At 74.8% G+C, this 24,760-nt stretch carries 27 protein-coding genes and 1 pseudogene; 8 read left to right on the top strand and 20 right to left on the bottom strand.

All coding sequences use genetic code 11. The features are described from left to right. Positions 1-231: 231 nt before the first annotated feature. Positions 232-1,165, bottom strand: a pseudogene (locus tag K7640_RS03735) (hypothetical protein). Between the two features lie 200 nt (positions 1,166-1,365). Here K7640_RS03735 and K7640_RS03730 point away from each other — a divergent pair. The 3 genes from K7640_RS03730 (at position 1,366) to dprA (ending at position 4,530) form a co-directional block, all read left to right on the top strand. Then, complete coding sequence (locus K7640_RS03730; protein WP_222953265.1) at positions 1,366-1,725, top strand: YraN family protein; 360 nt, start codon at positions 1,366-1,368, stop codon at positions 1,723-1,725. 88 nt (positions 1,726-1,813) lie between these two features. Further along, entirely contained in the window at positions 1,814-3,334 is a 1,521-nt protein-coding gene (locus tag K7640_RS03725) for a YifB family Mg chelatase-like AAA ATPase (RefSeq protein ID WP_222953264.1), read from the top strand. Next, a complete protein-coding gene (gene dprA, locus K7640_RS03720; RefSeq protein ID WP_222953263.1) occupies positions 3,331-4,530 on the top strand; it encodes a DNA-processing protein DprA in 1,200 nt (399 codons plus the stop codon). The genes K7640_RS03725 and dprA overlap by 4 nt, the downstream gene beginning before the upstream one ends. A gap of 3 nt (positions 4,531-4,533) precedes the next feature. On the opposite strand, the gene K7640_RS03715 is transcribed toward dprA, so the two are convergent. Then, on the bottom strand, positions 4,534-4,875 hold the full coding sequence (locus K7640_RS03715) for a hypothetical protein (protein ID WP_222953262.1): 342 nt from the start codon (positions 4,873-4,875) through the stop codon (positions 4,534-4,536). A 252-nt stretch (positions 4,876-5,127) separates the two neighbouring features. Between K7640_RS03715 and K7640_RS03710 the strand changes: the two genes are divergently transcribed. Both K7640_RS03710 and K7640_RS03705 read left to right on the top strand, forming a co-directional pair. Beyond that, on the top strand, positions 5,128-6,147 hold the full coding sequence (locus tag K7640_RS03710) for a tyrosine recombinase XerC (RefSeq protein WP_222953261.1): 1,020 nt from the start codon (positions 5,128-5,130) through the stop codon (positions 6,145-6,147). A 68-nt stretch (positions 6,148-6,215) separates the two neighbouring features. Next, positions 6,216-7,397 carry an aminotransferase class V-fold PLP-dependent enzyme gene (locus K7640_RS03705; RefSeq protein WP_222953260.1) on the top strand — a complete coding sequence of 394 codons (1,182 nt, stop codon included), beginning with the start codon at positions 6,216-6,218 and terminating at the stop codon, positions 7,395-7,397. 107 nt (positions 7,398-7,504) lie between these two features. Here K7640_RS03705 and K7640_RS03700 read toward each other — a convergent pair whose 3' ends face one another. Continuing rightward, complete coding sequence (locus tag K7640_RS03700) at positions 7,505-8,122, bottom strand: M23 family metallopeptidase (protein WP_222953706.1); 618 nt, start codon at positions 8,120-8,122, stop codon at positions 7,505-7,507. Positions 8,123-8,466: 344 nt separating this feature from the next. On the opposite strand from K7640_RS03700, the gene K7640_RS03695 reads away from it, so the two are divergent. Further along, entirely contained in the window at positions 8,467-9,573 is a 1,107-nt protein-coding gene (locus K7640_RS03695) for a sulfite oxidase (RefSeq protein WP_222953259.1), read from the top strand. Positions 9,574-9,666: 93 nt separating this feature from the next. On the opposite strand, the gene K7640_RS03690 is transcribed toward K7640_RS03695, so the two are convergent. The 12 genes from K7640_RS03690 to proS all read right to left on the bottom strand — a co-directional run bounded on the left by K7640_RS03690 (position 9,667) and on the right by proS (position 18,134). Next, positions 9,667-9,990 carry a DUF2469 domain-containing protein gene (locus K7640_RS03690; protein ID WP_007075222.1) on the bottom strand — a complete coding sequence of 108 codons (324 nt, stop codon included), beginning with the start codon at positions 9,988-9,990 and terminating at the stop codon, positions 9,667-9,669. Next, positions 9,987-10,823 carry a ribonuclease HII gene (locus tag K7640_RS03685; RefSeq protein WP_222953258.1) on the bottom strand — a complete coding sequence of 279 codons (837 nt, stop codon included), beginning with the start codon at positions 10,821-10,823 and terminating at the stop codon, positions 9,987-9,989. The genes K7640_RS03690 and K7640_RS03685 overlap by 4 nt, the downstream gene beginning before the upstream one ends. Then, entirely contained in the window at positions 10,817-11,365 is a 549-nt protein-coding gene (locus tag K7640_RS03680; protein WP_222953257.1) for an NUDIX hydrolase, read from the bottom strand. Before K7640_RS03680 ends, K7640_RS03685 begins: the two co-directional genes overlap by 7 nt. A 107-nt stretch (positions 11,366-11,472) precedes the next feature. After that, positions 11,473-12,093 carry a signal peptidase I gene (lepB, locus tag K7640_RS03675; RefSeq protein ID WP_222953256.1) on the bottom strand — a complete coding sequence of 207 codons (621 nt, stop codon included), beginning with the start codon at positions 12,091-12,093 and terminating at the stop codon, positions 11,473-11,475. Continuing rightward, entirely contained in the window at positions 12,090-12,974 is an 885-nt protein-coding gene (gene lepB, locus K7640_RS03670; protein ID WP_222953255.1) for a signal peptidase I, read from the bottom strand. The genes lepB (K7640_RS03675) and lepB (K7640_RS03670) overlap by 4 nt, the downstream gene beginning before the upstream one ends. Positions 12,975-13,159: 185 nt before the next feature. Beyond that, positions 13,160-13,519: a 50S ribosomal protein L19 gene (gene rplS / locus K7640_RS03665; RefSeq protein WP_222953254.1), complete on the bottom strand. Its 360-nt coding sequence runs from the start codon at positions 13,517-13,519 to the stop codon at positions 13,160-13,162. A gap of 121 nt (positions 13,520-13,640) precedes the next feature. Continuing rightward, the gene (gene trmD / locus K7640_RS03660) at positions 13,641-14,429 is read right to left on the bottom strand and encodes a tRNA (guanosine(37)-N1)-methyltransferase TrmD (protein WP_222953253.1); all 789 of its coding nucleotides are present in this window, start codon (positions 14,427-14,429) and stop codon (positions 13,641-13,643) included. A 13-nt stretch (positions 14,430-14,442) separates the two neighbouring features. Beyond that, complete coding sequence (gene rimM, locus K7640_RS03655; RefSeq protein ID WP_222953252.1) at positions 14,443-14,982, bottom strand: ribosome maturation factor RimM; 540 nt, start codon at positions 14,980-14,982, stop codon at positions 14,443-14,445. Then, entirely contained in the window at positions 14,982-15,242 is a 261-nt protein-coding gene (locus tag K7640_RS03650; protein ID WP_222953251.1) for an RNA-binding protein, read from the bottom strand. Before K7640_RS03650 ends, rimM begins: the two co-directional genes overlap by 1 nt. After that, entirely contained in the window at positions 15,217-15,693 is a 477-nt protein-coding gene (gene rpsP / locus K7640_RS03645; RefSeq protein WP_222953250.1) for a 30S ribosomal protein S16, read from the bottom strand. Before rpsP ends, K7640_RS03650 begins: the two co-directional genes overlap by 26 nt. Positions 15,694-15,956: 263 nt before the next feature. After that, the gene (locus tag K7640_RS03640) at positions 15,957-16,604 is read right to left on the bottom strand and encodes a DUF402 domain-containing protein (protein WP_222953249.1); all 648 of its coding nucleotides are present in this window, start codon (positions 16,602-16,604) and stop codon (positions 15,957-15,959) included. Positions 16,605-16,727: 123 nt separating this feature from the next. Then, positions 16,728-18,134 (bottom strand): proline--tRNA ligase, encoded by a 1,407-nt coding sequence (proS, locus tag K7640_RS03635; RefSeq protein ID WP_222953248.1) that lies wholly within the window; start codon positions 18,132-18,134, stop codon positions 16,728-16,730. A gap of 69 nt (positions 18,135-18,203) precedes the next feature. On the opposite strand from proS, the gene K7640_RS03630 reads away from it, so the two are divergent. Further along, positions 18,204-18,734 carry a hypothetical protein gene (locus tag K7640_RS03630; RefSeq protein WP_222953247.1) on the top strand — a complete coding sequence of 177 codons (531 nt, stop codon included), beginning with the start codon at positions 18,204-18,206 and terminating at the stop codon, positions 18,732-18,734. Positions 18,735-18,767: 33 nt separating this feature from the next. Further along, the gene (locus K7640_RS03625; protein ID WP_222953246.1) at positions 18,768-19,355 is read left to right on the top strand and encodes a TetR/AcrR family transcriptional regulator; all 588 of its coding nucleotides are present in this window, start codon (positions 18,768-18,770) and stop codon (positions 19,353-19,355) included. Between the two features lie 181 nt (positions 19,356-19,536). On the opposite strand, the gene K7640_RS03620 is transcribed toward K7640_RS03625, so the two are convergent. The 5 genes from K7640_RS03620 to K7640_RS03600 form a co-directional block, all read right to left on the bottom strand. Further along, on the bottom strand, positions 19,537-20,616 hold the full coding sequence (locus K7640_RS03620; protein WP_222953245.1) for an amidohydrolase family protein: 1,080 nt from the start codon (positions 20,614-20,616) through the stop codon (positions 19,537-19,539). A gap of 18 nt (positions 20,617-20,634) precedes the next feature. After that, positions 20,635-21,213, bottom strand: coding sequence for a Uma2 family endonuclease (locus K7640_RS03615; protein WP_222953244.1), 579 nt, complete (start codon positions 21,211-21,213; stop codon positions 20,635-20,637). A gap of 70 nt (positions 21,214-21,283) precedes the next feature. Beyond that, entirely contained in the window at positions 21,284-22,834 is a 1,551-nt protein-coding gene (gene ffh, locus K7640_RS03610) for a signal recognition particle protein (protein ID WP_222953243.1), read from the bottom strand. Positions 22,835-22,965: 131 nt separating this feature from the next. Continuing rightward, entirely contained in the window at positions 22,966-23,622 is a 657-nt protein-coding gene (locus K7640_RS03605; RefSeq protein ID WP_222953242.1) for a response regulator transcription factor, read from the bottom strand. Continuing rightward, positions 23,619-24,746 (bottom strand): sensor histidine kinase, encoded by a 1,128-nt coding sequence (locus K7640_RS03600; protein ID WP_222953241.1) that lies wholly within the window; start codon positions 24,744-24,746, stop codon positions 23,619-23,621. The genes K7640_RS03605 and K7640_RS03600 overlap by 4 nt, the downstream gene beginning before the upstream one ends. Between the last annotated feature and the right edge of the window lie 14 nt (positions 24,747-24,760).

Genomic DNA, 24,760 nt, shown 5'->3' with positions numbered 1-24,760 from the left:
CAAGATCGGGACCAGGGAGGCCGTCGCCCCACGATCAGTCGTGAGGAAGGCACGCGAGGTCGACCGCGCGAGGCGGTCGCCAGTCGACCAGTGTACGCCCCTTCTCCGCCGCCCACCCCGCGGGTGCGGCCAGCGGTCCCGGTGACCACTTCCGACCCCGTTGCCCGCCGACGTCCCCCGCGCGCCCCGACGCCCGCGGAGAGGCGTGTCGGGCGAGCGGCGCGGGGCGGATCAGCCCGCCGCGAGCGCGGCGGCCAGGAAGAGCACCAGGCCCACCGTCAGGTACGCCGTCGGCGGGCGCAGCCAGCCCCGGCTGCCCTCGGTCAGGGCCAGCCCGCCGGTGCGCAGCCCGTACAGGCCGGCCGCGAAGATCGGCAGGCCGCTGACGAGGAAGGTGCCCACCACGACGTTGCCCGCTGACACCGGGTCGCCGACCAGCCCGTTGTAGAGCACCCGCAGTGCGGGCACCTCGAAGAGCAGGGTCAGCACGGCGAGGATCACCGCCAGCGCGGGCCGCCGGGTCCGGTACACCCCGTCACCGGGCCGGGGCGCCGGCTCGGGGGCGCCGACCGGCGGGTACGCGCCGCCGCCGTCGAGCCGCGGACCGACGGCCGGCATCGGGCCGGTCGGCAGGTTCAGCGCATGCGTGCCCCCGGGCTGTTCCGCCGAGAGCGGCTGATCGGCGGGGTTCGGCTGATCGGGCAGTTGATCGGCGGGGCGAGCCGGGTCGGCGGAGCGGAGCGCCTCGGCGGAGCGCGGCGGCTCGACGATCGGGTAGCCGGCGAACGGTGCCGGCCGGGTGGCCTCGACACCGGCGCCGAGCAGCGGGTCGGCGGCCTCCCGGGCGGCCCGCCGGCCGGCCCGCTGCTCGGCGGGCAGCTCGCCGGAGATCTCCGGGTCGGCGTCCGGCCGCCGCATCCGCGGCGCGCGGTAGCCGTCATCCGCCGGGCGGGTCTCCCCGGTTGGCTGGGCCGCACCGAATCGCTCCGCGTACCGGCCCTCGTCCGGGTGCTGCTCGTCGCGGTGCCGCGGCTCGCCCGCGGTGCGCCAGTCCGGCTCGCCGTACCCGCGCTCGCCGGGATACCAGCGCGACTCCTGATCTTCGGGAAAGCTCCGTCGTCCGTCCACGTCCGGCACCGTATGTGACGCGCCGCCGGGACGCCATTCGTGGCCCCGGGGCCGGATCGCGCTGGTCAACCCCACCGCAGTCCCGGTCACGACGGGCACACGGAGGGTAGCCGATGGTGGGCCGCTCCTTAGCACAACCGGGGCATGATCGTCCGGCGGTCCACAGCTGGCCCCGCCATCCACAGGCCGCGGGTCGAGGGCGGCGCGCCCGGCGGGCGGCAGCGCACCCTGACCGCCATGACGACACGGAACCAGGCGGTCGGCGCGTACGGCGAGCGGTGCGCCGTCCGGCATCTGATCGAGACCGGGCTGCGCCCGGTCGACCGCAACTGGCGGTGCCCGGCCGGCGAGATCGACATCATCGCCTGGGACGGCGCGGTGCTCGCCTTCTGCGAAGTGAAGACCCGCCGCACCGGCCGCTTCGGCACTCCCGCGGAGGCGATCGTCCCGGCGAAGGCCCGCCGGCTGCGCGGCCTGGCCGTCCGCTGGCTGGCCGCGACCGGCACCACCGCCGACGAGCTGCGGTTCGACCTGGTCGCGGTGGAGCTGCCCGACGCCGGCCCGGCCCGGGTCGAGCACGTCAAGGGGGCGTTCTGATGCGGCGGGCGGCGGCCCGACGCGACCGCGGGACGGCGGTCGGGCCGGCACGGGGCGGGGCCGGCCGCCGACCCGACGGGGGCGCCCGGTGAGTTACGCGCGGGTGCTCTGCGTCGGCCTGGTCGGGGTGACCGGCCACGTGGTGCAGGTGGAGGCCGACCTGGCGCCCGGGCTGCCGGCGGTGGTGATCTCCGGGCTGCCGGACAGCGCCCTGCACGAGGCCCGCGACCGGGTCCGGGCCGCGATCGTCAACTCCGGCCAGCGGTGGCCGAACCGGCGGATCACGCTCAACCTGCTGCCCGCCACGCTGCCGAAGTTCGGGTCGGCCTTCGACCTCGCCATCGCGGCGGCGGTGCTCGGCGGCTCCGGAGAGCTGCCGCTGGTCGCCCTGGACGGGGTGGCGATCCTCGGCGAGTTGGGGCTGGACGGCACCGTGCGGCCGGTGCGCGGGGTGCTGCCGATGGTGGCCGCGGCGGCCCGGGCCGGGATCGAGCGGGTGATCGTGCCGGTGGACAACGCGGCCGAGGCGGCGGTGATCCCGGGCCTCCGGGTGCGCGCCGTGGACACCCTGCACCGGCTGGTCACCTACGTGCGCGACGGCACGCCGCTGGCCGCACCACCGCCGGCGGATCCACCGGCCGCCCCCGGCGGACCGGACCTCGCCGAGGTCGCCGGGCAGGGGGTGGGTCGCCGGGCGGTGGAGGTGGCCGCCGCCGGGGGCCACCATCTGGCCCTGCTCGGGCCGCCGGGCGCCGGCAAGACCATGCTCGCCGAGCGGATGCCGTCGATCCTGCCGGAACTGGACGACGAAGCGGCGCTGGAGGTCACCGCGCTGCACTCCATCGCCGGGCTGCTCCCGCCCGGCGGCCGGCTGCTGCGCCGGCCGCCGTTCCAGGCGCCGCACCACTCGGCCACCGTGCCGGCGCTGGTCGGTGGCGGGTCGGGGCTGGCCCGGCCGGGCGCCGTGTCGCTGGCCCACCGCGGGGTGCTCTTCCTCGACGAGGCGCCCGAGTTCAGCAAGGGTGCGCTGGAGGCGCTGCGCCAACCGCTGGAGGCCGGCCGGGTGCAGCTCGCCCGCAGCCACGGCGGCACCGAATACCCGGCCCGCAGCCAGCTGGTGCTCGCCGCTAACCCCTGCCCCTGCGCCCGGCCGGCCGGGGACGCGTCCTGCGAGTGCACGCCACTGGTCCGGCGGCGCTACCTCGGCCGGCTCTCCGGGCCGCTGCTGGACCGCATCGACGTACAGGTGACGTTGCTTCCGGTGCGGGCGGCGGAGCTGATGGACGCGGCCGTGGCACCGGAGTCGTCGGCGACGGTGGCCGCCCGGGTGGCGGCGGCCCGCCGGGCGGCGGCCGAGCGGTGGGCGGGCTCGGGACGCCGGCTCAACGCCGAGATCCCCGGCCCGCAACTGCGGCAACCGCCGTGGCGACTGCCGGCGGCGGACACCCGGGAGCTGCGCGGCCGGCTGGACGCCGGTTCGCTCTCCGCCCGGGGTTTCGACCGGGTCATCCGGATGGCCTGGACCATCGCCGACCTGGACGGCCGGGCCCGGCCCGACGGGGAGGACGTGCGGGAGGCGATCCAACTCAGGACGGGGGAACGGGTGTGAGCGGCAGAGACGAGCGGGTGCTGGCCCGGGTGGCGCTGACCTGGCTGGCCGAGCCGGGCACCCGATCGGTGTACCACCTGGTCGACGAGTTCGGCCCGGTGGCGGCGCTGGCGCTGCTGCTGGCCGGGCGGGCCCCGGGCGAGCAGTTGCGGACCGCCGTGGCGGCACGGTCGACCGCGGGCGACGCGCGCGTCGCCGCCGAGCAGGCGGTGGCGCGGACCGAACGGCTCGGCGCCCGGATCGTCATCCCGGAGGACGACGAGTGGCCGGCGCGCGTCGAGGAACTGCGGTCGATGGCCCTGTCCGAGGCGCAACGGCGGGTCGACCGGGAGACTGCCCCGCCGCTGTGCCTGTGGGTACGCGGCACCGCCGCGCTGGGCGAGGCGTTGCAGCGGTCTGTGGCAGTGGTCGGCGCGCGGGCCGCGACCGGATACGGCGTGCACGTCGCCACCGAGCTGGGGCACGGGCTCGCCGAACGGGACTGGACGGTGGTGTCCGGGGGCGCCTTCGGCATCGACGCCGCCGCCCACCGGGGCGCGCTGGCCGCCGGTGGGCTGACCGTCGCGGTGCTGGCCGGGGGCATCGACCGCCCCTACCCGGTGGGCAACACCGCGCTGTTCGACCGGATCGCGGAGACCGGCCTGCTGGTGAGCGAGTGGCTGCCGGGGGCCGAACCGCTGCGGCCCCGGTTCCTCATCCGCAACCGGGTGATCGCCGCCGGGACCCGGGGCAGCGTCCTGGTGGAGGCGTCGGCCCGCAGCGGCGCCACCCAGACCATGAACCGGGCCCTCGCCCTGCGCCGGCCGGTGATGGTGGTGCCCGGGCCGGTCACGTCCGCGATGTCGGTCGGGGCCCACGAGCTGCTCCGCGAGCAGCCCGCGGCCCGCCTGGTCACCGGGCTGGCGCACGTGCTGGAGGAGGTCGGCCGGATCGGGGACCACCTCGCCCCGCCGGCCCGGGGCCCGGACCGGCCGACGGATGCCCTGGACGACGAGGCGGCGCTGGTCCGCGAGTCGCTGCCCCGGCGCGGGACGATCGGGGTGGACGCCCTCGCCGCGCGCGCCGGCGTCTCCGTGCGGACGGCGCTACGGAAACTGTCCCTGTTGGAGGAGCTGGGCCTGGCGGTCCGCCGGGCCGACGGCGGCTACGCGCTGGCTCCGGGCCGCAGCCGCGGGACGGCCGCCGCGGGACCCTAGGAGTCAATCGCCCTCGAACCGGATCTCGGCGTCGCGTTCCCGCAGGCAGCGCCGGGTGAGCGCGGCGAGGGCGCGGATCCGGTCGGTATCCCGCTCCGACTTCGCCACCTCGACCAGGCAGCGCAGCTCCGCGAGCAGTTGCGTCGCCTGCTCGGGCACGACCACCGCGTCCCGCACGGGATCCAGCCGGTCCAGCAGCGGCGTCCGGCCGCCCCCGCGCACCCGGGCCAGCAGGCCGAGCAGCACTTCGTCGTCGTCCGACACCACCTGCACCGGGACGTACGAGCTGCGCCGCCCGGACGAGCCCACCCGGACCACCCGGTAGAGAACCGCATCCAGGCCCATCCGGTCGCCTCCGTCCGCCGACGTGCCCGTGCCGGCGGACGTGCGGTGGCGAACAGGTGGTCACCCACCGGCCATCGTGGACACCCCGCACGCGCCCGGGCCGTCGTGCCCCGGGTCCAGCGGGTTCGCCGAGCTGCCACCCCGCCTGGTCCGACCGTAAGCTGAACCCGTGTCACGGGACAACAAGCTCTTTCCGGGCGGGGCGGCGGCCGCGCCCCGGCCGGCGCGCCACCGACCGGTGGCGACGCGCTGATGGGCCGGGCCGCCACCGGCACCCGCGCCCTGCACGAGGCGCTGCCCACGGCGATGCGCGAGGCGGTCGACGACTTCGCCGCCCACCTCTCCGGCGTGCGCAGCCGCTCCGCGCACACCGTGCGGGCGTACGTCACCGACCTGGTCTCCCTGCTGGACCACGCCGTGCGGATGGGTTGCGCCGAGCCGGCCGAGTTGGACCTCACCGTGCTGCGCAGCTGGTTGGCGAAGCAGCGCACGACGGGCGCGGCCCGCACCTCACTGGCCCGGCGGGCCGCGTCCGCCCGGACCTTCAGCGGGTGGGCGCACCGGGCCGGACTGCTCCCCACGGACGTGGCGGCCGGGCTGGCCAGCCCCCGCGCCCACCGCGAGCTGCCCACCGTGCTCCGCGCCGACCAGGCCGCCGAGCTCGTCGAGGCGCCCGACCGCGGGCAGCCCGCCGGCCCGCCGGCCCGTCCGGACGCCGAACCCGACCCGCCACGATCCGACGCGGCAGCCGAGGCCGAGACCGCCGAGCCGGTACGGCTGCGGGACCGGGCGCTGCTCGAACTGCTCTACGGGACCGGGGTACGGGTCAGTGAGGCGTGCGGCCTCGACCTCACCGATGTCGACCAGGGCCGTCGGGTGGTCCGGGTGTTCGGCAAGGGTGGCCGGGAACGCGCGGTGCCGTACGGGCAGCCGGCCGAGCGGGCGCTGCGGGACTGGCTGGAGCGGGGCCGGCCGGCGTTGACCGGCCCCGCCTCGGGGCGGGCCCTGCTGCTCGGCGCGCGGGGCGGGCGGCTCAACCCGACCACCGCCCGGCGGATCGTCGCCGGGTACGCCGAGGCCGCCGGCCTGCCCCGGATCAGCCCGCACGGGCTACGGCACTCGGCCGCGACCCACCTGCTGGAGGGTGGCGCGGACCTGCGGTCGGTGCAGGAACTGCTGGGCCACTCCTCGCTGGCCAGCACCCAGATCTACACCCACGTCTCGACGGAGCGGCTGCGCGCCGCGTACCGCCAGGCCCATCCGCGCGCCTGACGGCCCGGCCGGGCGGGACGACCGCGCGAAGGGTCCGCCGGTGATCGATCCCGGGCTACGATCATGCGGTGAGCGTCCCGCAGCCGCCCGAGCCCATCGCCGGCGCGCGGCTGCTCTTCTCGCTCGACCCGGCGGTGAGCCACCTCAACCACGGCTCGTTCGGCGCGGTGCCGATCGGGGTGCAACGCGCCCAGCAGCGGCTGCGCGACGAGATGGAGGCGAACCCGCTGCGGTTCTTCACCCGCGGGCTGGTCGACCGGATCATGCACACCCGCCGGCACCTGGCCGCCTTCCTCGGCGCCGACCCGGACGGCACGGCCCTGGTGGGCAACGCGACGACCGGGGTCGCGGTGGTGCTCGCCTCGCTCGGCCTGCGCCCCGGGGACGAGGTGCTGACCACCGACCACGGGTACGGGGCGGTCGGCCTCGGCGTCGAGCGGGAGTGCCGGCGGACCGGGGCCGTTTCCCGGGTCGTCCGGGTGCCGCTGGACGCCGCCGGGGAGGACATCGTCGAGATCGTCCGCTCCGGGCTGCGCCCCGGCCGGACGAAGTTGCTCGTCGTCGACCAGCTCACCTCGGCCACCGCCCGCCTCCTCCCGACCGCCGCCATCGTCGGGGTGGCCCGGGAGCAGGGCATACCCGTGCTTGTCGACGCGGCGCACGCGCCCGGAATGCTGCCCATGCCGGTGAGCGGCATCGGCGCCGACTTCTGGGTGGGCAACCTGCACAAGTGGGGGTACGCGCCGCGCGGCACCGCGGTCCTGGTGGTGGCGCCACCGTGGCGGGAACGGATCGAGCCGCTGGTGGTCTCCTGGGAGCAGCCGGCCGGGTTCCCCGGCAACGTGGAGTGGCAGGCGACGCTGGACTACACGTCGTGGCTGGCCGCGCCGGTCGGCCTCTACACGCTGCGCAGCCTCGGCGTGGACCGGGTCCGCGCGCACAACGCGGCGCTGGCGGCGTACGGGCAGCGGGTCGTCGGCGACGCGCTCGGCGTGGCGCCGGCCGACCTGCCGGACCCGGGCGGGCCTGCGGTGGCGATGCGGATCGTGCCACTGCCGCCGGGCGTCGCCACCACCCTCGACGAGGCGATCGCGGTGCGGGAGCTGATCGCCGACCGGCTCGCCACCGAGGTGGCGGTGATGAGCTGGGACGGGCGCGGCTACCTGCGGCTCAGCGGCCAGGTCTACAACTCGCCGGACGAGTACGACCGGCTCGCCGTCCGGCTGCCCACCCTGCTCGCCCGCCGCTGACCCGCGCCGCGCCGGCCGGTCACCCGAGGAGCGGCGGCTCACGCCGGCCGGGCCACCCCGAGAGCCCGGCGGCCCACGCCGGACGGGCCACCCGAGGACGCGGCGGGTCACCCCGGACCGGCCGTCATTGACGCGATCGGGAGCAGCCGGACCGGGCCGGCACCCACCAGCGCCAGCGGGTCCAGGTACTCCTCGCCCCGGCGCAGGCCCCAGTGCAGGCACGCCGGGGCGGGACAGCCGGGGTGGCCGGGCAGCACGATGCCCAGCACCGAGCCGGCGGCGACCGGCTCGCCCGCCCGCAGCGTCGCCGACACCGGCTCGTACGTCGTGCGCAGCCCCGCGCGGTGCCCGACGGTGACCACCGGGCGGCCCGCCACCTGGCCGGCGAAGAGCACCACCCCGGGCCCGGCCGCCCGGACGGTGCCGCCGGGCACGGCGGCCAGGTCGACGCCCCGGTGCCCGGCGAGCCAGGGCTGCGGCGGCGGCGCGAACCGGCGCACCGGCCTGGGCGGACCGTCCAACGGCCACCGGAAGACCAGCCGCTCCGACGTGCCACCGCCCGGCCGGGGAACGGCAGCCGGGCCACGGACACCCGGCGGTGGCGTCTCGGCAGCCGGGCCAGGGACTGCCGGCGCTGGCGTCTCGGCGGCCGGGTCGGGGACAGCCGGCGCTGGCGTCTCGGCGGCCGGGTCGGGGGCGGCCGGCACCGGGAGCGGGGACCGCACCGCACCGGTGGCGGCGGGCGGCCCGGCGGACGCGGCGGTGGCCGCCAGGACCAGCGTCCCGGCCAGGAGGGTCGCGGCGGCGCGCCGCACGGCTGTCAGCACGGGGGCAGCCTGCGCCACCGCCGGCCCGCCGCGCCACCCCCGGCCCCGCCGCCGGTGGACAGCGCCGGCACTGTGGACAGCGCCCACCGGCCCCGATGATCTGCTATGCCAGGCTGCCCCGGCCCCGCCACCATCGGCGCGGACCGGAAACCCGATCTTGACTGGTCGGGGCACCCGCTCGGCATACTCGTACCGTCGGCCCACCGGGCCCGCGACCCGCCATCGAACCCCGGAGGCCTGAGATGACCACGATGGACGACGTCAGCCGGCCCGGCCGGGTCGCCGGCCCCGACGAGGCGATCAGCGCCGAGGAGTTGCAGCTGGCCGCCCGCAACCACGGCATCCCGCTGGAGGCGCTGCGCTACGACGTCACCCCGGCCGGGCTGCACTACCTGCTCATCCACTACGACATCCCGGAGGTGGACCCGGCGGCGCACACCCTCGTCGTCGACGGCGCGGTGGACCGGCCGTTCACCCTCGACCTGGCCGCGCTGCGGGAGCGGCCCCGGGTCAGCCACCGGGTCACCCTGGAGTGCGCCGGCAACGGGCGGGCGCTGCTGCAGCCGCGCCCGGTGAGCCAGCCGTGGCTGGTGGAGGCGGTCGGCAACGCCGAGTGGACGGGCACCCCGCTGACGCCGCTGCTGCGCGAGGCCGGAATCTCCCCGGACGCCGTGGACGTGGTCTTCACCGGCGCCGACCACGGCGTCGAGCGGGGCGTCGAGCAGGACTACCAGCGGGCGCTGCCGGCGGCCGACGCGCTGCGGGAGGAGGTGCTGCTGGCGTACGAGATGAACGGCGCACCCCTGCTGCCGCAGCACGGCGCCCCGCTCCGGCTGATCGTGCCCGGCTGGTACGGGATGGCGCATGTGAAGTGGCTGCGCGGGATCACGGTGCGGACCGAGCCGTTCGACGGCTACCAGAACGCGGTCGCCTACCGGCTGCGGCGCGACGCCGACGACCCGGGGGTGCCGGTGACCCGGATCGAGCCACGGGCGCTGGTCCGGCCGCCGGGCTTCCCGGACTTCATGTCCCGTACCCGGGTGCTGCGGCCGGGGCGCTGCGTGCTGGACGGGCGGGCCTGGTCGGGGCACGCCCCGGTCAGCTCGGTGGAGGTGACCACCGACGGCGGCCAGACCTGGGCGCCGGCGCTGCTCGACCCGGCGACCGGCGGGGAGTGGGCCTGGCGGCGCTGGCGCTACGAGTGGACGGCGGAGCCGGGCCGGTACGTGCTGGGGGCGCGGGCCGCCGACGCCTCGGGGCGGCGTCAGCCGGTCGAGCAGGCGTGGAACCGTGGCGGCTTCGCGAACAACCTGGTGCAGCGGGTGGAGGTCGTGGTCCTGCCGGAGTGACGGCCGGTCACCCGGGGCCGGCCGGGAGCGGGGCGGCGGCCGGTGCGAGCAGGACGGGTCGGCGGCCGGGGGCGACAGCGGGCAGGCGGCGGGTCAGCCGCCGAAGCCGGAGTCGGCCGGCAGCGAGATGTCCGGCTTCTCGAGCTCCTCGACGTTGACGTCCTTGAACGTCATCACCCGGACATTCTTCACGAAGCGGGCGGGACGGTACATGTCCCACACCCAGGCGTCGTGCATCTCGACCTCGAAATACACCTCGCCGTCGGAGTTGCGCACGTGCAGGTCGACCTGGTTGGCGAGGTAGAAGCGGCGCTCGGTCTCCACCACGTAGGAGAACTGGCGGACAATGTCGCGGTACTCCCGGTAGAGCTGCAGCTCCATCTCGGTCTCGTACTTCTCGAGATCTTCCGCGCTCATCGCTCTCCGCCTTCCATGACCACATCTTCCCCCACCGGCACCGGAGGCCGAGGCTGCTCGTCCAACGCCACGCCGACGGTACTCCCTGCCGCCGCCGAGCGCGCCATCGGCTGGTACGCGCCCGCGCCCGCCGGCTCACCGGTGCCGCCGAGGACCGGCCGGCGGGACCGGGGCGGCCGGCCGTCCCGACCGGACACGGCGGCGACGTTCACGTACGAGAACCGGTGCTCCGCGCAGGGCCCCTGGGCCCGCAGCGCGGCGGAGTGCTCCGGCGTGATGTAGCCCTTGTGCTCCGCGAAACCGTACCCGGGGAAGGTGGCGTCCAGCTCCACCATGATCCGGTCCCGGGTGACCTTGGCCAGCACGCTCGCCGCCGCCACGCAGGCGGCCACCCGGTCGCCCTTCCAGACCGCCAGCCCGGGCACGTCCAGCCCGTCGACCCCGAACCCGTCGGTCAGCACGTACTCCGGACGGGTGGTCAGCGAGGCCAGCGCCCGGCGCATCGCGGCGAGGTTGCACACGTGCAGCCCACGGGCGTCGACCTCGTCGGCCGGGATGACCACCACCGCGTACGCCAGGGCGCGGGCCACCACCTCGTCGTGCACCCGCTCCCGGCTGGCCGGGGTGAGCAGCTTGGAGTCGGCCAGGCCGTCGATCTCGCCCCGCCGCCCCTCGGGCAGCACCACCGCGGCGGCGACCAGCGGCCCGGCGCACGCCCCCCGGCCGGCCTCGTCGGCGCCGGCGACGTGCCGGAAGCCCCGCCGTTGCAGGGCACGCTCCAGGGCGTACAGGCCGCCGTCGCGGCGCACCACCGTGCGCGGGGGCGTCAGCACGCCGCACCACCGCCCCGGCAGGTCGGGCCGGCGCTGCCCACGGGCGCTCCCGGCGGGGCGGCGACGGCCCGGGCCGGCCCCACCCGGTGGCCGGCGAGCGCGGCGCTCAGGATCGCCGGCAGCTCGTCCGGGTAGTACCGCTCGGCAGTGGCGGCCAGCGCGTCCGGCGACCACCAGCGGTGGCCGGTGACGCTGGCCCGCTCGACCTCGTCGAAGCCGGCCGTGTCCACCTCCCAGGCGTCCACCCGGACCAGGAAGAACTCCTGGTCCTGCCGGTATCGGACGCCGTCGAACGGAAACTCGATGGTCTCCCGCCACACCGGCTCGCCCAGCTCCTCGGGGCGCAGCCGCAGCCCGGTCTCCTCGGCCAGCTCCCGGGCCGCGCCGGCGGCCGGGGTCTCCCCGGCGGCCAGACCGCCGCCCGGGGTGAACCAGTAGCGGTGCTCCGGGCGGGCCGGGTCGGTGCCCACGAAGAGCAGGACCCGCCCCGCCGCGTCGACCAGCAGCACGCGCGCCGCGCGACGAGGGGTGTAGACGGTCACCGTCCCAGACTGCCAGACCGCACCGACGAACGCCCACGCCCACCCTGGACCACTCCGGCTCGGCGCGTCCGGCGCCACGGCCCGGAGCGGTCGACCCGAAACGGGCCCTAAGGGTTGGGGACGCCCTCGAAGGTCTTCGGCACGGTCAGCCAGGTGGCCCGGTTCACCGGCCAGAAGACGGTGAAGGCCCGGCCGACCACCTGATCCACCGGGATGGTGGCGCTGTCGATGTTCTGGTTGGACTGCTGCCAGTGCTCCAGCGAGTCGCCGGAGGCCTGCCGGTGGTCACCCATCACCCACAGCCGGCCCGCCGGCACCGTGATGTCGAAGTCCTGGTCGGCGGGCTTGTTGCCGGGGAAGATGTACGGCTCGTCGATCGGCTTGCCGTTGATCACCAACCGGTCGGCGTCGCAGCACACGACGTGGTCGCCGCCGACCCCGATCACCCGCTTGATGAAGTCCTCGCCGTCGGGGTTCCCGCTCCACTCCGTCGGCGCCTTGAACACCACCACCTCGCCGCGGTGCGGCGACCGGAAGTCGTACACCAGCTTGTTGACCAGCACCCGATCGTCGATCTTGAGGGTGTTCTCCATGGACGGGGACGGGATGAAGAAGGTCTGCAGTACGAAGGCGCGCACCAGCACCGCGACCAGGATCGCCACACCCAGGAGGATGGGCAGCTCCTTCCAGAAGGAACTGCGTGGCTTGTCGGTCTGCTCGTCAATCACGGAAGGAGCCTACGTTGCCGGACGCGACGGTTACGACCGGAACGCGCGACGACGGACAGCGCGGCCACAACCGGCAGGACCAGGTTGACACCACCCTGCGGCGCGGGCTCGACCGGAGCCGGGGCGCCGGCCGGCGCGGCCACCGGCCGGTCCAGGGCACCGAAGGTGTCCGGCACCGGCAGCGAGGCCCACCGCGACGACGGCCAGACCACCATGAAGGCCCGGCCGACCACGTTCTCGATCGGCACCGGCCCCTGGCAGCGGGCGTCCTGCGAGACCGCCCGGTGGTCGCCCATCACCCAGATCTGGCCGGGCGGCACCACCACCTCGTTGAAGAGGCGGGACCGGCACTCCTTCGGGTTGGGCGGCACGTCCAGCGGCGAGTCGCGGATCACGTACGGCTCGTCGAGCGACACCCCGTTGACGATCAACCGGCCCTGCTCGTCGCAGCAGCGCACCCGGTCGCCGGGGACGCCGATCACCCGCTTGATGAAGTCCTTCTCGCCCGGGCGGGAGACCCCCACCAGGTCACCCAGCGTCCGGCCGACCTTGCCGGCCAGGCCCGGCTCGGGCTCGCGTACCTCCTGGGCGACCCACTTGTCGGTGCCCCGGAAGACCACCACCTCGCCGCGGACCGGGTCCCGGACGTCGTACACGATCTTGTTGACGAGCACCCGGTCGCCGACCAGGAGGGTGTCCTCCATCGACCCGGAGGGAATGTAGAACGCCTGGAGCAGGAAGGTGCGGATCAGCACCGCCAGGCAGAACGCGACGATCAGCAGCAGCGGCAACTCCTGCCAGAGCGGCATCTGCCGCCGGCCCCGCCGGGCCCGCCGGCGCCAGGGATCGACGGCGCCGTCCTCGTCAACCATCTGCACCATGCCAGTCTCCGGTCCGCAGAAAGAACACCACCGCCCGGGAGCCTCGTCGAGACCCCACGGGCGGTGGTGGACGTTCCGTCGTCGCGGTCACCGCGACCCGCCGCCCTCCCGCGCCCGTACGAACAGCGTAGTGGGCTCCGGCGCGTACGACATCCGCGCAGGTGGGGCGGCGTGGCGAGCGGTGGTCAGCTCGCCGGCTGCTTCTCGCGCAGCTCCTTGATCTTGGCCTTCTTGCCGCGCAGCTCGCGCAGGTAGTAGAGCTTGGCCCGGCGGACGTCACCGCGGGTCACGACCTCGATCCGGTCGATCGCCGGGCTGTTGATCGGGTAGGTCCGCTCGACACCCACGCCGAAGCTGACCTTGCGGACCGAGAAGGTCTCGCGCAGGCCGTCACCCTGGCGGCGAATGACGACGCCCTGGAAGATCTGGACCCGGGACCGGGCACCCTCGATGACCCGCGCGTGCACCTTCACGGTGTCACCGGCACGGAAATTGGGGATGTCGACCCGCTTCGACTGGGCGTCAAGGGTGTCCAGGATGTTCATCGCTGTGTCCTCGTGAGGCTCACGGCGCACCGTCACTCGATGCGCGGATGGGTGATTCTGACCCCCGGCTGGCGAGGGTCCTCGCAGCCGCCCACGGGCGCGGACGGATGCGGCAACCCCTCTACTTTGCCACATCCACCGGTGGCAGCTGAAATCCGGCCCGGTCCAACGCGTCGACGTCCCGCTTGTCCAGGTCTTCCCGGGGCAGCGCGGCGATCATGTCGGGCCGCCGGTCGGCCGTGCGGCGCAGCGCCTCGTCGCGCCGCCACCGGGCGATCCGCCCGTGGTCGCCGGAGCGGAGCACCTCCGGCACCTCCAGCCCGCGCCAGCTGGCCGGCTTGGTGAACATCGGGGCCTCCAGCAGCCCGTGCGCGTGCGACTCGTCGTCCAGCGAACCGGCGTTGCCGAGCACCCCGGGCAGCAGCCGGGTGACCGCCTCCAGGATCACCAGCACCGCGACCTCGCCGCCGAAGAGCACGTAGTCGCCGATGGAGACCTCGGTCACCGGCATCCGGGCGGCCGCGTGGTCGAGCACCCGCTGGTCGATGCCCTCGTACCGGCCGCAGGCGAAGAGCAGGTGCGACTCGGCGGCCAGCTCGTGCGCCATGGCCTGGGTGAACGGGACGCCGGCCGGCGACGGGACGAGCAGCCGGGGCAGGGTGTGGCCGTCGGGGCTCAGCTCGTCGGGGGCCAGCGCGTCCAGGGCCTCCCCCCACGGCTCGGGCCGCATCACCATGCCGGGCCCGCCACCGTACGGGGTGTCGTCGACGGTGCGGTGCACGTCGTGGGTCCAGGTCCGCAGATCGTGTACGGCCAGCCGCAGCGAGCCGTTGGCGCGGGCCTTGCCGATCAGGGACAGGTCCAGCGGGGCGAGGTATTCCGGAAAGATCGACACGATGTCGACACGCATGGGGTGGCTCCAGCTACAGGTCGAGCAGGCCAGCGGGCGGGTCGACGACGACGCGACCGCCGGCGAGGTCGACCTCGGGCACGATCGCCTTGACGAAGGGGATCAGCGCGGTCCGCCCCTCGGGGCGGCGCAGCACCAACAGGTCGGAGGCCGGGGCGTGATCGATCCGGGCCACCTCGCCCAGCCGCTCGCCGTCCCGGGTGACCACCGCGAGGCCGACCAACTGGTGGTCGTGGAACTCCTCGGGGTCCTCCGGGGCCGCCACGGCGGAGCTGTCCACGCTGACCAGCGTGTTGCGCAGCGCCTCGGCCACGTCGCGGCCCAGCACGCCCTCGAAGGCGACCAGCAGCCGCCCCTGGTGCCAGCGGGCCGACTCGACGGTCAGCTCGGCGGGCACCTGCCAGGCACCGGGCTCCGGCGCGACCGCCCCCGGCTCGGTAACCAGTACCGATCCGGGGGCGAACCGTGCTTCGGGCTCGTCGGTCCGCACCTCCACGGTGACCTCACCGCGGATCCCGTGCGGCTTGCCGATCCTGCCGACGACGAGAAGCATCAGTACGAGTCGACGATGTCGACGCGTACCCCGCGCCCGCCGATGGAGCCGATCACCTGGCGCAGCGCCTTGGCGGTCCGGCCGGACCGCCCGATCACCGTGCCCAGGTCCTCGGGGTGCACGCGGACTTCGAGCCGCTTGCCCCGGCGGGAATCGACCATCCGCACCCGGACGTCGTCCGGGTTGTCGACGATGCCCTTGACCAGGTGCTCCAGGGCGGGACGCAGCGCCACGTCAGGCCTGCTCGCCGGAGTCCGCACCGGCCTGCTCCTCGGTCTTCGGCGCCTCGGTCTCGGCCTTGGCCTCAGCCTTGGCGGGGGCCTCGGCCTTGGCGGCCTTCTTGGCCGGCTTGGCCGGGGTCTCCGCCACGCCGGCGGCGGCCTTCGCCTCGGCCTCGTACGCCGCCTTGCGGTCGGCCCGCTCCGGGGCGACCTTCAGCGGCGGCGGGGCGGGCAGGCCCTTGAACTTCTGCCAGTCACCGGTCAGCTCCAGCAGGCGCTGCACGGCCTCGCTCGGCTGGGCGCCGACCGAGAGCCAGTACTGGACCCGCTCCGACTTGACCTCGATCACCGAAGGGTCCTCCTTCGGCTGGTACACACCGACGAACTCGATCGCGCGACCGTCACGCTTGGTGCGCGAGTCGGCGACGACGATGCGGTACTGCGGGTTGCGGATCTTGCCCATCCGCAGGAGCCGGATCTTTACGGCCACAGTTGTTTCGCTCCTGTTGCGATCTCACCGGCCCGGTACGGGCGGTGTGCGGGTGAGCGCCGACCGGCACAGTGGGGTTGGGCCGGAGACTGCTCGGTGGACTGGCGACGCGCCCGGGTTAGAGGGCGCCGGACGCGCGCCGGATACCAGCGGCCCATTCTGCCAGATCCCGCGCCGATCTCCCGCACCGGACCCGGACCGGTTCCGCTCCGGTCCCGGACGCCGCGCCTACCGAGGGCGCCCGGGTGACGGACGACACGGGCTCAGCGCGCCGGCGGCCGGTCCCAGCCGGGCGGCAGTTCGTCCGGTACGTCCCAGTCCGCCGGTGGGGTGAAGTCGCACCAGGTGCCGTCGAACGGGAACTCCCCCGCCTCGGCGATCCGGATCACCCGCTCCCCCTCGGCCCGTACCGCCTTCTCGTCGGTCACCCAGTAGTGCTCCGGGAAGGCGAGCCGCTCGGCGAACTCGTCCTCGTCCTTCCACTCCCAGGTCAGGTCCGGCCGGACCACCACGTCGAGATCCTGGTCCACCATGTCGACCCCGGCCACCACCCCGTCGTCCCACCGGACGGCGGGCTCCTCGAGGTTGACGTACCAGCTGGCGAACCGGTCGTCGGCGTCGCGGAACCACCAGACCGAGTGGGCCGCGCCGGTGGGCAGGAACTTCAGCACCGGCGGGCCGTTCCAGCGGCCGTGGGCGAGCCGGTAGGACGACCTGATCCACTCGGTGAACGGCACCGCCCGCATGCCGAGACCCGCCTCGGTCACCTCGTGCGCCACCGGGGTGTCCCGGGCGACCCAGACCAGCAGCCCGCGGTCGTCGTCCAGCACCACCCGGGCCGGGCGGACCCAGCCGATGCGGCCGTGTCGCACGTTCCGGTGCATGATCAGCCGACCCGGCTCGAACCGCATCCGACCCTCCCCCGGCCGTTCCGGGCCCGACCTGACGGGCGGTCCGGCGCCCAGCTCCCCCGGCTGTTAACAGGGGGCCCCTGCTCTACCGAATGCGTTAACAAGGGGCCCTTCCTTACACCCTCAGTAGGCGCGGGCGAGGATGGCTACCAGGTCCGGCTCGTCCTCGGCGTCGGGCACCGAGCCGTCGGCGCGTTGCAGGCAGCGGACCGTCACGCCCTGACCGTTCGCCTCGGCCTCGCCGGCCGCGCCGACCGCCGACCAGGGCACCCGCGCCCAGCCGGTGGCGGACGCCTCGATCGCCTCGGCGAGGGTCGACACCTCCGTGGTGCGGGACTCGCGGTTGGCCAGCGCCTGGTCGTGCAGCGCCCGCTGGTCGGCCTCCAGCGCCGCCAGCACCGCGCCCACCACGTCGGCCACCGGGGTCGGGGCCTTCGAGCCGTCCGTACGCCGGACCACGACCGCGTTGCCGGCGGCCAGGTCGCGCGGGCCGACCTCGACGCGTACCGGATAGCCGCGCAGCTCGGCGTCGACGGCCCGGCGGCCGAACGGGGTGTCCGTGCGGTCGTCGAGCGCGACCCGGACCCCGGCGTCGCGCAGGCCGTCGCGGAGCTTGGCCGCCGCCTCCGCAACGCCCTCACCCGCCTTGACGATCATCACGTACGCCTGCACGGGCGCCAGCCTCGGCGGCACCCGCAGGCCGTTGTCGTCGCCGTGGCACATGATCAGGCCGCCGAGCATCCGGGTCGAGGTGCCCCAGGAGGTGGTCCAGGCGTGCTCCCGGCCGCCCTCGGCCGAGGAGTAGCTGATGTCGAACGCCTTGGCGAAGTTCTGCCCCAGCTCGTGGCTGGTGCCCATCTGCAGCGCCTTGCCGTCGCCCATCATGCCTTCGCAGGTGTACGTGGCGGTGGCCCCGGCGAAGCGCTCCCGGGCGGTCTTCAGGCCGACCACCACCGGGATGCCCAGCACGTTGACCATCAGGTCCTCGTACGCCTCGTGCAGGATCCGCCGGGCGTAGGCGCGGGCGTCCTCCCTGGTGGCGTGCGCGGTGTGCCCCTCCTGCCAGAGGAACTCGCTGGTCCGCAGGAAGATCCGCGGGCGCAGCTCCCACCGGACCACGTTCGCCCACTGGTTGAGCAGCAGCGGCAGGTCCCGGTACGAGTCGATCCACTTGGCCATGAACTCGCCGATCACCGTCTCGCTGGTGGGGCGGACCACCACCGGCTCGGCGAGCTGCTTGCCGCCGCCGTGGGTGACCACCGCCAGCTCCGGTGAGAAGCCCTCGACGTGCTCGGCCTCGCGCTTGAGGTAGTTCTCCGGGATGAACAGCGGGAAGTACGCGTTCTCCGCGCCGGCCGCCTTGATCCGGGCGTCCATCTCGGCCTGCATCCGCTCCCAGATGGCGTAGCCGGCCGGTCGGATGACCATGGTCCCCCGGACCGGGCCGTTGTCGGCCAGCTTCGCCTTGGCGATCAGGTCCTGGTACCAGCGGGGAAAGTCCTCCGCACGGGGAGTGAGCACGCGAGCCATGACCGCACATCCTATGCGGCCACCGGTGGGGCGGCGCGCGCGGGCGCGCCATCGCTACCATCTGCGGTCATGCCGTCCCCCACCCCCCACTCCGACCCGGCGCTGGCCGAGCTGGCCGCCCGCTGGGTGGCCTGGGTCGCCGCCCACCGGCAGCCGGTCAACCCGATCAAGGACGGCACCGGCCGGGACGCCGGGCGCCACCAGCCGGACGACGTGTGGTTCCTCGCCGGCACGTTCGGCGGCTCGGTCAGCCGGCGCTGCGTGGTGCCGGCCGGCCGGCCGCTGTTCCCCCCGGCCTTCTGCTGGTGGCAGACCGGCCGCCGCGCCGACCCGGCGGAGCCGGTCACCGGCGCCACCGGGCACGCCCACCTGGACGGGGTGGCGGTGCCGGTGCGGGCGGCCGGCTCCGCGGCGTCGTTCCCGGTCCGGGGCTTCTTCAACAACGTCGCCACCGTCTGGCCCTGGCCGGTGCAGGTCTCCTGCTGGGGCCTGTGGGGGTTGGTGCCGCCACCCGCTCCCGGGCCGCACCGGCTGACCTTCGGCGGCCGCGACGGCGGCGGCTTCTGGGTCGAGGCGCAGTACGAGCTGGAGGTGCGCTGACCGCCGGGCGGCCGACCGTAGACTTCGACCACCATGGGTGAGTCGAGGGACGGTACGCCGGTGCGGGACGGCATCGTCGACGCGGCCCGGTCGCTGACCATCGCGGCCGGCTGGGACGGGGTGCGGATGGGCGCCGTGGCGACCGCGGCGAGGGTCAGCCGGCAGACCGTCTACAACGAGTTCGGCAGCAAGGCGGGGCTGGCCGAGGCGCTGGCCCGGCGCGAGGTGAACCGGTTCGTCGCCGACGTGCGGGACGCCCTGGACGCACACGGCGCCGACGTGCGGGCCGGCGCGTACGCGGCCATCTCGCAGACGCTCGCCGCGGCGGCGGACAACCCGCTGATCAAGGCGATCCTGACCAGCGCCCAGGGCGGCGCGGACGAGCTGCTGCCCTTCCTGACCACCCGGGCCGAGCTGGTGCTGGCCGAGGCGTCCGGCGCGGTACGCCAGTGGGCGGCGCGGCACCTGCCCGACGCCGACCCGGCGGCGCTGGCGTTCGGCGCCGACACCGTCGTCCGCCTGGTGGTCAGCCACATCGTGCTGCCGCAGGCGCCGGTCGAGGAGACGGCCACCCGACTCGCCGACCTGGCCCTCCACCTCTTCCACACCGCCACCCCCTGACCCGCGCCCCGCGCCCCGCGCCCCGCGCCCCGCGCCCCGCGCCCCGCGCCCCGCGCCCCGCGCCCCGCGCCCCGCGCCCAAGATCGTGCTCGATCGCGGATGTAGTGGCCTCGCAGCCGCGCGGACACCACTACATCCAGGATCGAGCGTCGGTCGTGCGGGTGCGGCGCCCGCGCGGTGGTCAGCGGAGGACGTGGCCGCGGAGGATGATCCGGGCGGGGGCGCGGACCACCCGCAGGTCGCGGCGGGGGTCCTCGGGATAGACGGTGAGGTCGGCCAGACCGCCCTCGACCAGGCCGGGGAAGCCGAGCCACTCGCGGGCGCCCCAGGAGGCGGCGGCCAGGACGTCCTCGGCGGACATGCCGGCCCGCTCGTGCAGCAGCAGCATCTCCTCGGCGGCCAGCCCGTGGTCGATGCCGCCACCGGCGTCGGTCCCGACGTAGATCGGCACCCCCGCCTCGTGCGCGGCGCGGACCACCTCGGGGAAGCGGTCGCGCAGGGCGAGCATGTGGTCGGCGTACCCGGGGAACTTGGCCCGCGCCTGCTCGGCGATGCCGCCGAAGGTCTGGATGTTGATCATCGTGGGCACCAGCGCGGTGCCCTGCCGGGCCATCAGGTCGATCAGGTCGAGGCTCAGCCCGGTGCCGTGCTCCACCGAGTCCACCCCGGCCCGCACCATGATCTCCACGGCGGACTCGCTGAACGTGTGCACGGCGGCCCGTACCCCGGCGGCGTGCGCGGCGGCCACGGCGGCGGTCATCGCGTCGGCGTCCCAGGCCGGCGCCAGGTCCCCGACGCCCCGGTCGATCCAGTCGCCGACCAGCTTGACCCAGCCGTTGCCGGCGGCGGCCTGCGCGGCGACCGTGGCGGCCAGCTCGGCGGCCTCCACCTCCACGCCGATGTCGCGCAGGTAGCGCTTCGGCGGGGCGATGTGCCGGCCGGCGCGGGCCAGTCGCGGCAGTTCCGGCTCGTCGTCGAGTTCCGGGTACGGGTACGGCGAGCCGGCGTCGCGGATGGCGAGGACCCCGGCGTCCCGGTCGACGCGGGCCAGCTCGCGGGCCTGGTCGAGGGAGGTGATCGGGGCGCCGCCCCGGGCGATGCCGAGGTGGCAGTGCGCGTCGGTCAGGCCGGGCAGCACGAAGCCGCCGTCGACCACCGTCTCCGCGCCGGGCACCGGGGCGAAGGTCACCCGGTCACCGACCAGCCACAGGTCCCGTACCTCGTCGTCGGGCAGGAGCACACCGCGCACATGAAGGGCCATGTGCACAGTCCTACCGGATCACTCGTCCTCGGCGGCGAGCAGGGCGTCGCGGCGGGCGGTCAGCGCCGGCAGGTCGACGGAGACCTTCCACGGCGTCTCCGTGACGAACAGGTCCTCGGTGTTGGCGAGCTGGTCGTAGTCCCGGCTCGCGCCAAGGGCGTACTCGGTGAGGGCGACCTTCTCCTGGAGCGGATCGACCACCCAGTAGGAGCGGACGTTGGCGTGCGCGTAGACCTTGGCCTTGTCGTACATGTCGCGGAAGGTGGAGGTGGGCGAGACGACCTCGACGGCGAGCAGCGCGTCCTCCACCGGCACCGGAGACCGGCCGGCGTGCTTGCGGCGGATGACCACCACGTCGGGGCGCGGCTCGTTGCGCGGGTCGACCCGCATCGACAGGTCGATGCTGACCAGGAACTCCGGCGGGCAGTTGATGCGGAGCGCGAGCAGCAGCTCGACACACAGGTCCTGATGCAGGGCAGTCGGCGACGGCACGATCAACCTTCCGTTGATCAGTTCGTACGGAAGGTCCTTAGGCAGGTCACCCAGGTCGTCGACCGTCCACTCGTGCCGCTCCGGCAGGATCGGGGCCGCGGTCATTGACATCTCCTTCCAGGGGGCGACCTGACTCTAAGTGGTAATCACATCGCCCACCGTCACCGACACGCGCTCAGCGCGGGCCCTTGTCCCCCTTGCCGAGCTTGTTGAAGTCGATCTTCGGGAGCTTGAAGCCCGGCGGCAGTCCCTGGCCGCCAGCCAGGTCGCCCGGGTCCATTCCCGGCGGCAGCTGCGGCATGCCCCCAGGGAAGCCGCCCGGCAGCCCCGCCCCGGCGCGCGGCCGGTTGCCACCCTTGGTGCCCTTGCGCTTGTTCTTCGGCGACTTGGTCGCCTTGCGCCGGCCCCCACCGGGCAGGCCCATCATGCCGCCCATCTGCTTCATCATCTTCTGCGCGTCGGTGAAGCGGTTGAGCAGCTGGTTGACGTCCATCACGGTGACCCCGGAGCCGTTGGCGATCCGGGCCCGGCGGGAACCGTTGATGATCTTGGGGTTGGTGCGTTCGGCCGGGGTCATCGAGCGGATGATCGCGGTGACCCGGTCGAAGTGCTTGTCGTCCAGCTCGGCGAGCTGGTCCTTCATCTGCCCCATGCCGGGCATCATGGCCAACACGTTGGCGATCGGGCCCATCCGCCGGACCGCGATGAGCTGGTCGAGGAAGTCCTCCAGGGTGAACTGCTCGCCGCCCATCAGCTTGGCGGTCATCTTCTCCTTCTGATCGGCGTCGAAGGCCTGCTCGGCCTGCTCGATCAGAGTGAGGACGTCGCCCATGCCGAGGATCCGGCTGGCCATCCGGTCGGGGTGGAAGACGTCGAAGTCCTCCAGCTTCTCGCCGGTGGACGCGAAGAGGATCGGCTGCCCGGTGACCTCCCGGACCGACAGCGCGGCGCCACCACGGGCGTCGCCGTCGAGCTTGGAGAGCACCACACCGGTGATGCCGACGCCGTCGCGGAACGCCTCGGCGGTGCGGACCGCGTCCTGACCGACCATCGCGTCGATCACGAAGATGACCTCGTCGGGCTGGACCGCGTCGCGGATGTTCGCGGCCTGCTGCATCATCTCGGCGTCGATGCCGAGCCGGCCGGCGGTGTCGACGATGACGATGTCGCGGGCGGCCCGCCTCGCGTGCTCGATCGAGGCGCGGGCCACCTGCACCGGGTCGCCGGTGCCGTTGCCGGGCTCCGGGGCGTACACCTCGACGCCGGCCCGGCCACCGAGCACCTGGAGCTGCCCGACGGCGTTGGGGCGCTGGAGGTCGGCGGCGACCAGCAGCGGCTGGTGGCCCTGGCCCTTGAGCCAGCGGGCCAGCTTGCCGGCGAGGGTGGTCTTGCCGGAACCCTGGAGGCCGGCCAGCATGATCACCGTCGGCGGGTTCTTGGCGAACTGGAGCCGCCGGCCCTCACCGCCAAGGACGTTGATCAGCTCGTCGTTGACGATCTTGACGATCTGCTGGGCGGGGTTCAGCGCCTGGGAGACCTCCGCGCTGCGGGCCCGCTCCTTGACGTTCCCGATGAAGCCCTTGACCACCGGCAGGGCGACGTCGGCCTCCAGCAGCGCCAGCCGGATCTCGCGCGCGGTGGCGTCGATGTCGGCGTCGGTGAGCCGCCCCTTGCCGCGGAGCTTGGTGAAGATCCCGGACAGGCGGTCACTCAAGGTGTCAAACACGCGAACATCCCGTTTGTCGTCGTCGGCGGGCACAGGGCGGCCAGGCTGGTGTCCAACCCACCGCTAGGGTAGCCCGCCGCCCGCACCCCCGCTCCGGGCCGGCCAGCCCCACGCCCGCCGCCGCCGGGAGATCAGGAAACCACGAGACCCGACTGGTACGCGAAGACCACCAACTGGGCCCGGTCCCGGGCGCCGAGCTTGACCATGGCCCGGCTGACGTGGGTCCGCGCGGTCGCCGGGCTGACCACCAGCCGGTCGGCGATCTCGGCGTTGCTGAGCCCCTCGCCGACCAGCGCCACCACCTCGCGTTCCCGATCGGTCAGGGTGCCCAGCCGGGGATGCGGGCGGGGCACCCGGGCCGGCCGGGTGGCGAACTCCCGGACCACCCGGCGGGTAACCGACGGGGACAGCAGCGCCTCCCCCTCCGCGACCAGGCGGATCGCCCGCAGCAGCTCGACCGGCCGGGTGTCCTTGGTGAGGAAGCCACTGGCCCCGAACCGGAGCGCGTCGAAGACGTACTCGTCCAGTTCGAACGTGGTCAGCACCACCACCCGAGTGCCGGTCAGCGCCGGGTCGCCGAGGATGCGACGGGTCGCCTCGATGCCGTCGACGCCGGGCATCCGCACGTCCATCAGCACCACGTCGGGGCGTTCCCGGCGGGCCAACTCCACGGCGGCGAGGCCGTCGGCGGCCTCACCGACCACGGCGAGGTCGTCCTCGCTCTCCACCAGGGCCCGCAGGCCGATCCGGACCAGATCCTGGTCGTCGGCGAGCAGCACCCGGATCATTCGACCTCCCGCACGGGCAGCGTGGCGTGCACCCGGAAACCACCGGCCGGGCCCGACCCGGCGTCGAACGTACCGCCGAGCGCCGCGACCCGCTCGCGCATGCCGGCCAGACCGTGACCGGCGGGCCGGTCCGGCCCGCCGACCCGACCCCGGCCGGTGTCGGTGACCCGCACGGTCACCTCGTTCGGGGCGTACCGGAGGTGGACGGTGGCGGTGGCCGGGCCGGCATGGCGCAGCACGTTCGTCAGCGCCTCCTGCACCACCCGGTAGGCGGCCAGGTCGACGGCCACCGGCAGCGGACGCGGCGCTCCGGCCACCTCGACGGTGACCGGCACGCCGGCGCCGGCCAGCCGCTGCCGAAGCTCCGGGAGCTGGGCCAGGCCGGGCGTCGGCGCCCGCTCGTCGGCGACCCCGTCGCGGCGGACCACGGTGAGGGTGACCCGCAGCTCGTCCAGCGCCTCCTTGCTGGTCCGGCTGATCGCGGTCAGCGCCGCCTCGGCCTGCTCCGGCTTGCGCTCCAGCAGGTGCAACGCGATCTCGGCCTGGAGGTGGATGGCGGCGAGCCCGTGGCCCACCACGTCGTGCACCTCCCGGGCGACCCGCAACCGCTCGGCGTCGGCCAGGCGGCGGGCCTCGTCGGCCCGGCCCCGGACGGCGGCCTCCCGGCTCAGCCGCACGACCGTGCCGACCGCGAACGGCACCGCCACCCACGCGGCGACCGGCATCAGGCCGATCAGGCCCGGCGGGCGCGACCCGCCGAAGACGTACACCAGCAGCGCGGAGCCGGTCGCGGCGCCGGCCACGGCCGCGGTCCGGACCGGGCGGTGGGCGGCCACCGTGTAGAAGGCGACGAAGAACGACAGCAGGATCGGGCCGTACGGGTAGCCCAGCAGCAGATACGCGGTGACCGCCGCGGTGACCACGGTCAGCCCGACCAGCGGCCACCTCCGGCGGCCCGCCACCGCCACCGCGGCCACCACGACCAGCGGGTACGTCGCCCGGCCGGTGCCCACGCCCTGGTTCAGGCCGGCCGGCGCGGTGCCGACCAGCCCGATCGCCAGCAGGGCCAGGGCGAGCAGGCCGTCGAGGAGCCACCGTCGCCCGTCGTCAGCCGCCCGGTCCACGTCCCGTCCCCCGT

This window comes from Micromonospora sp. PLK6-60 (assembly GCF_019890675.1).
GTDB lineage: Bacteria > Actinomycetota > Actinomycetes > Mycobacteriales > Micromonosporaceae > Micromonospora.
This window is presented reverse-complemented; position numbering and strand designations above follow the sequence as displayed.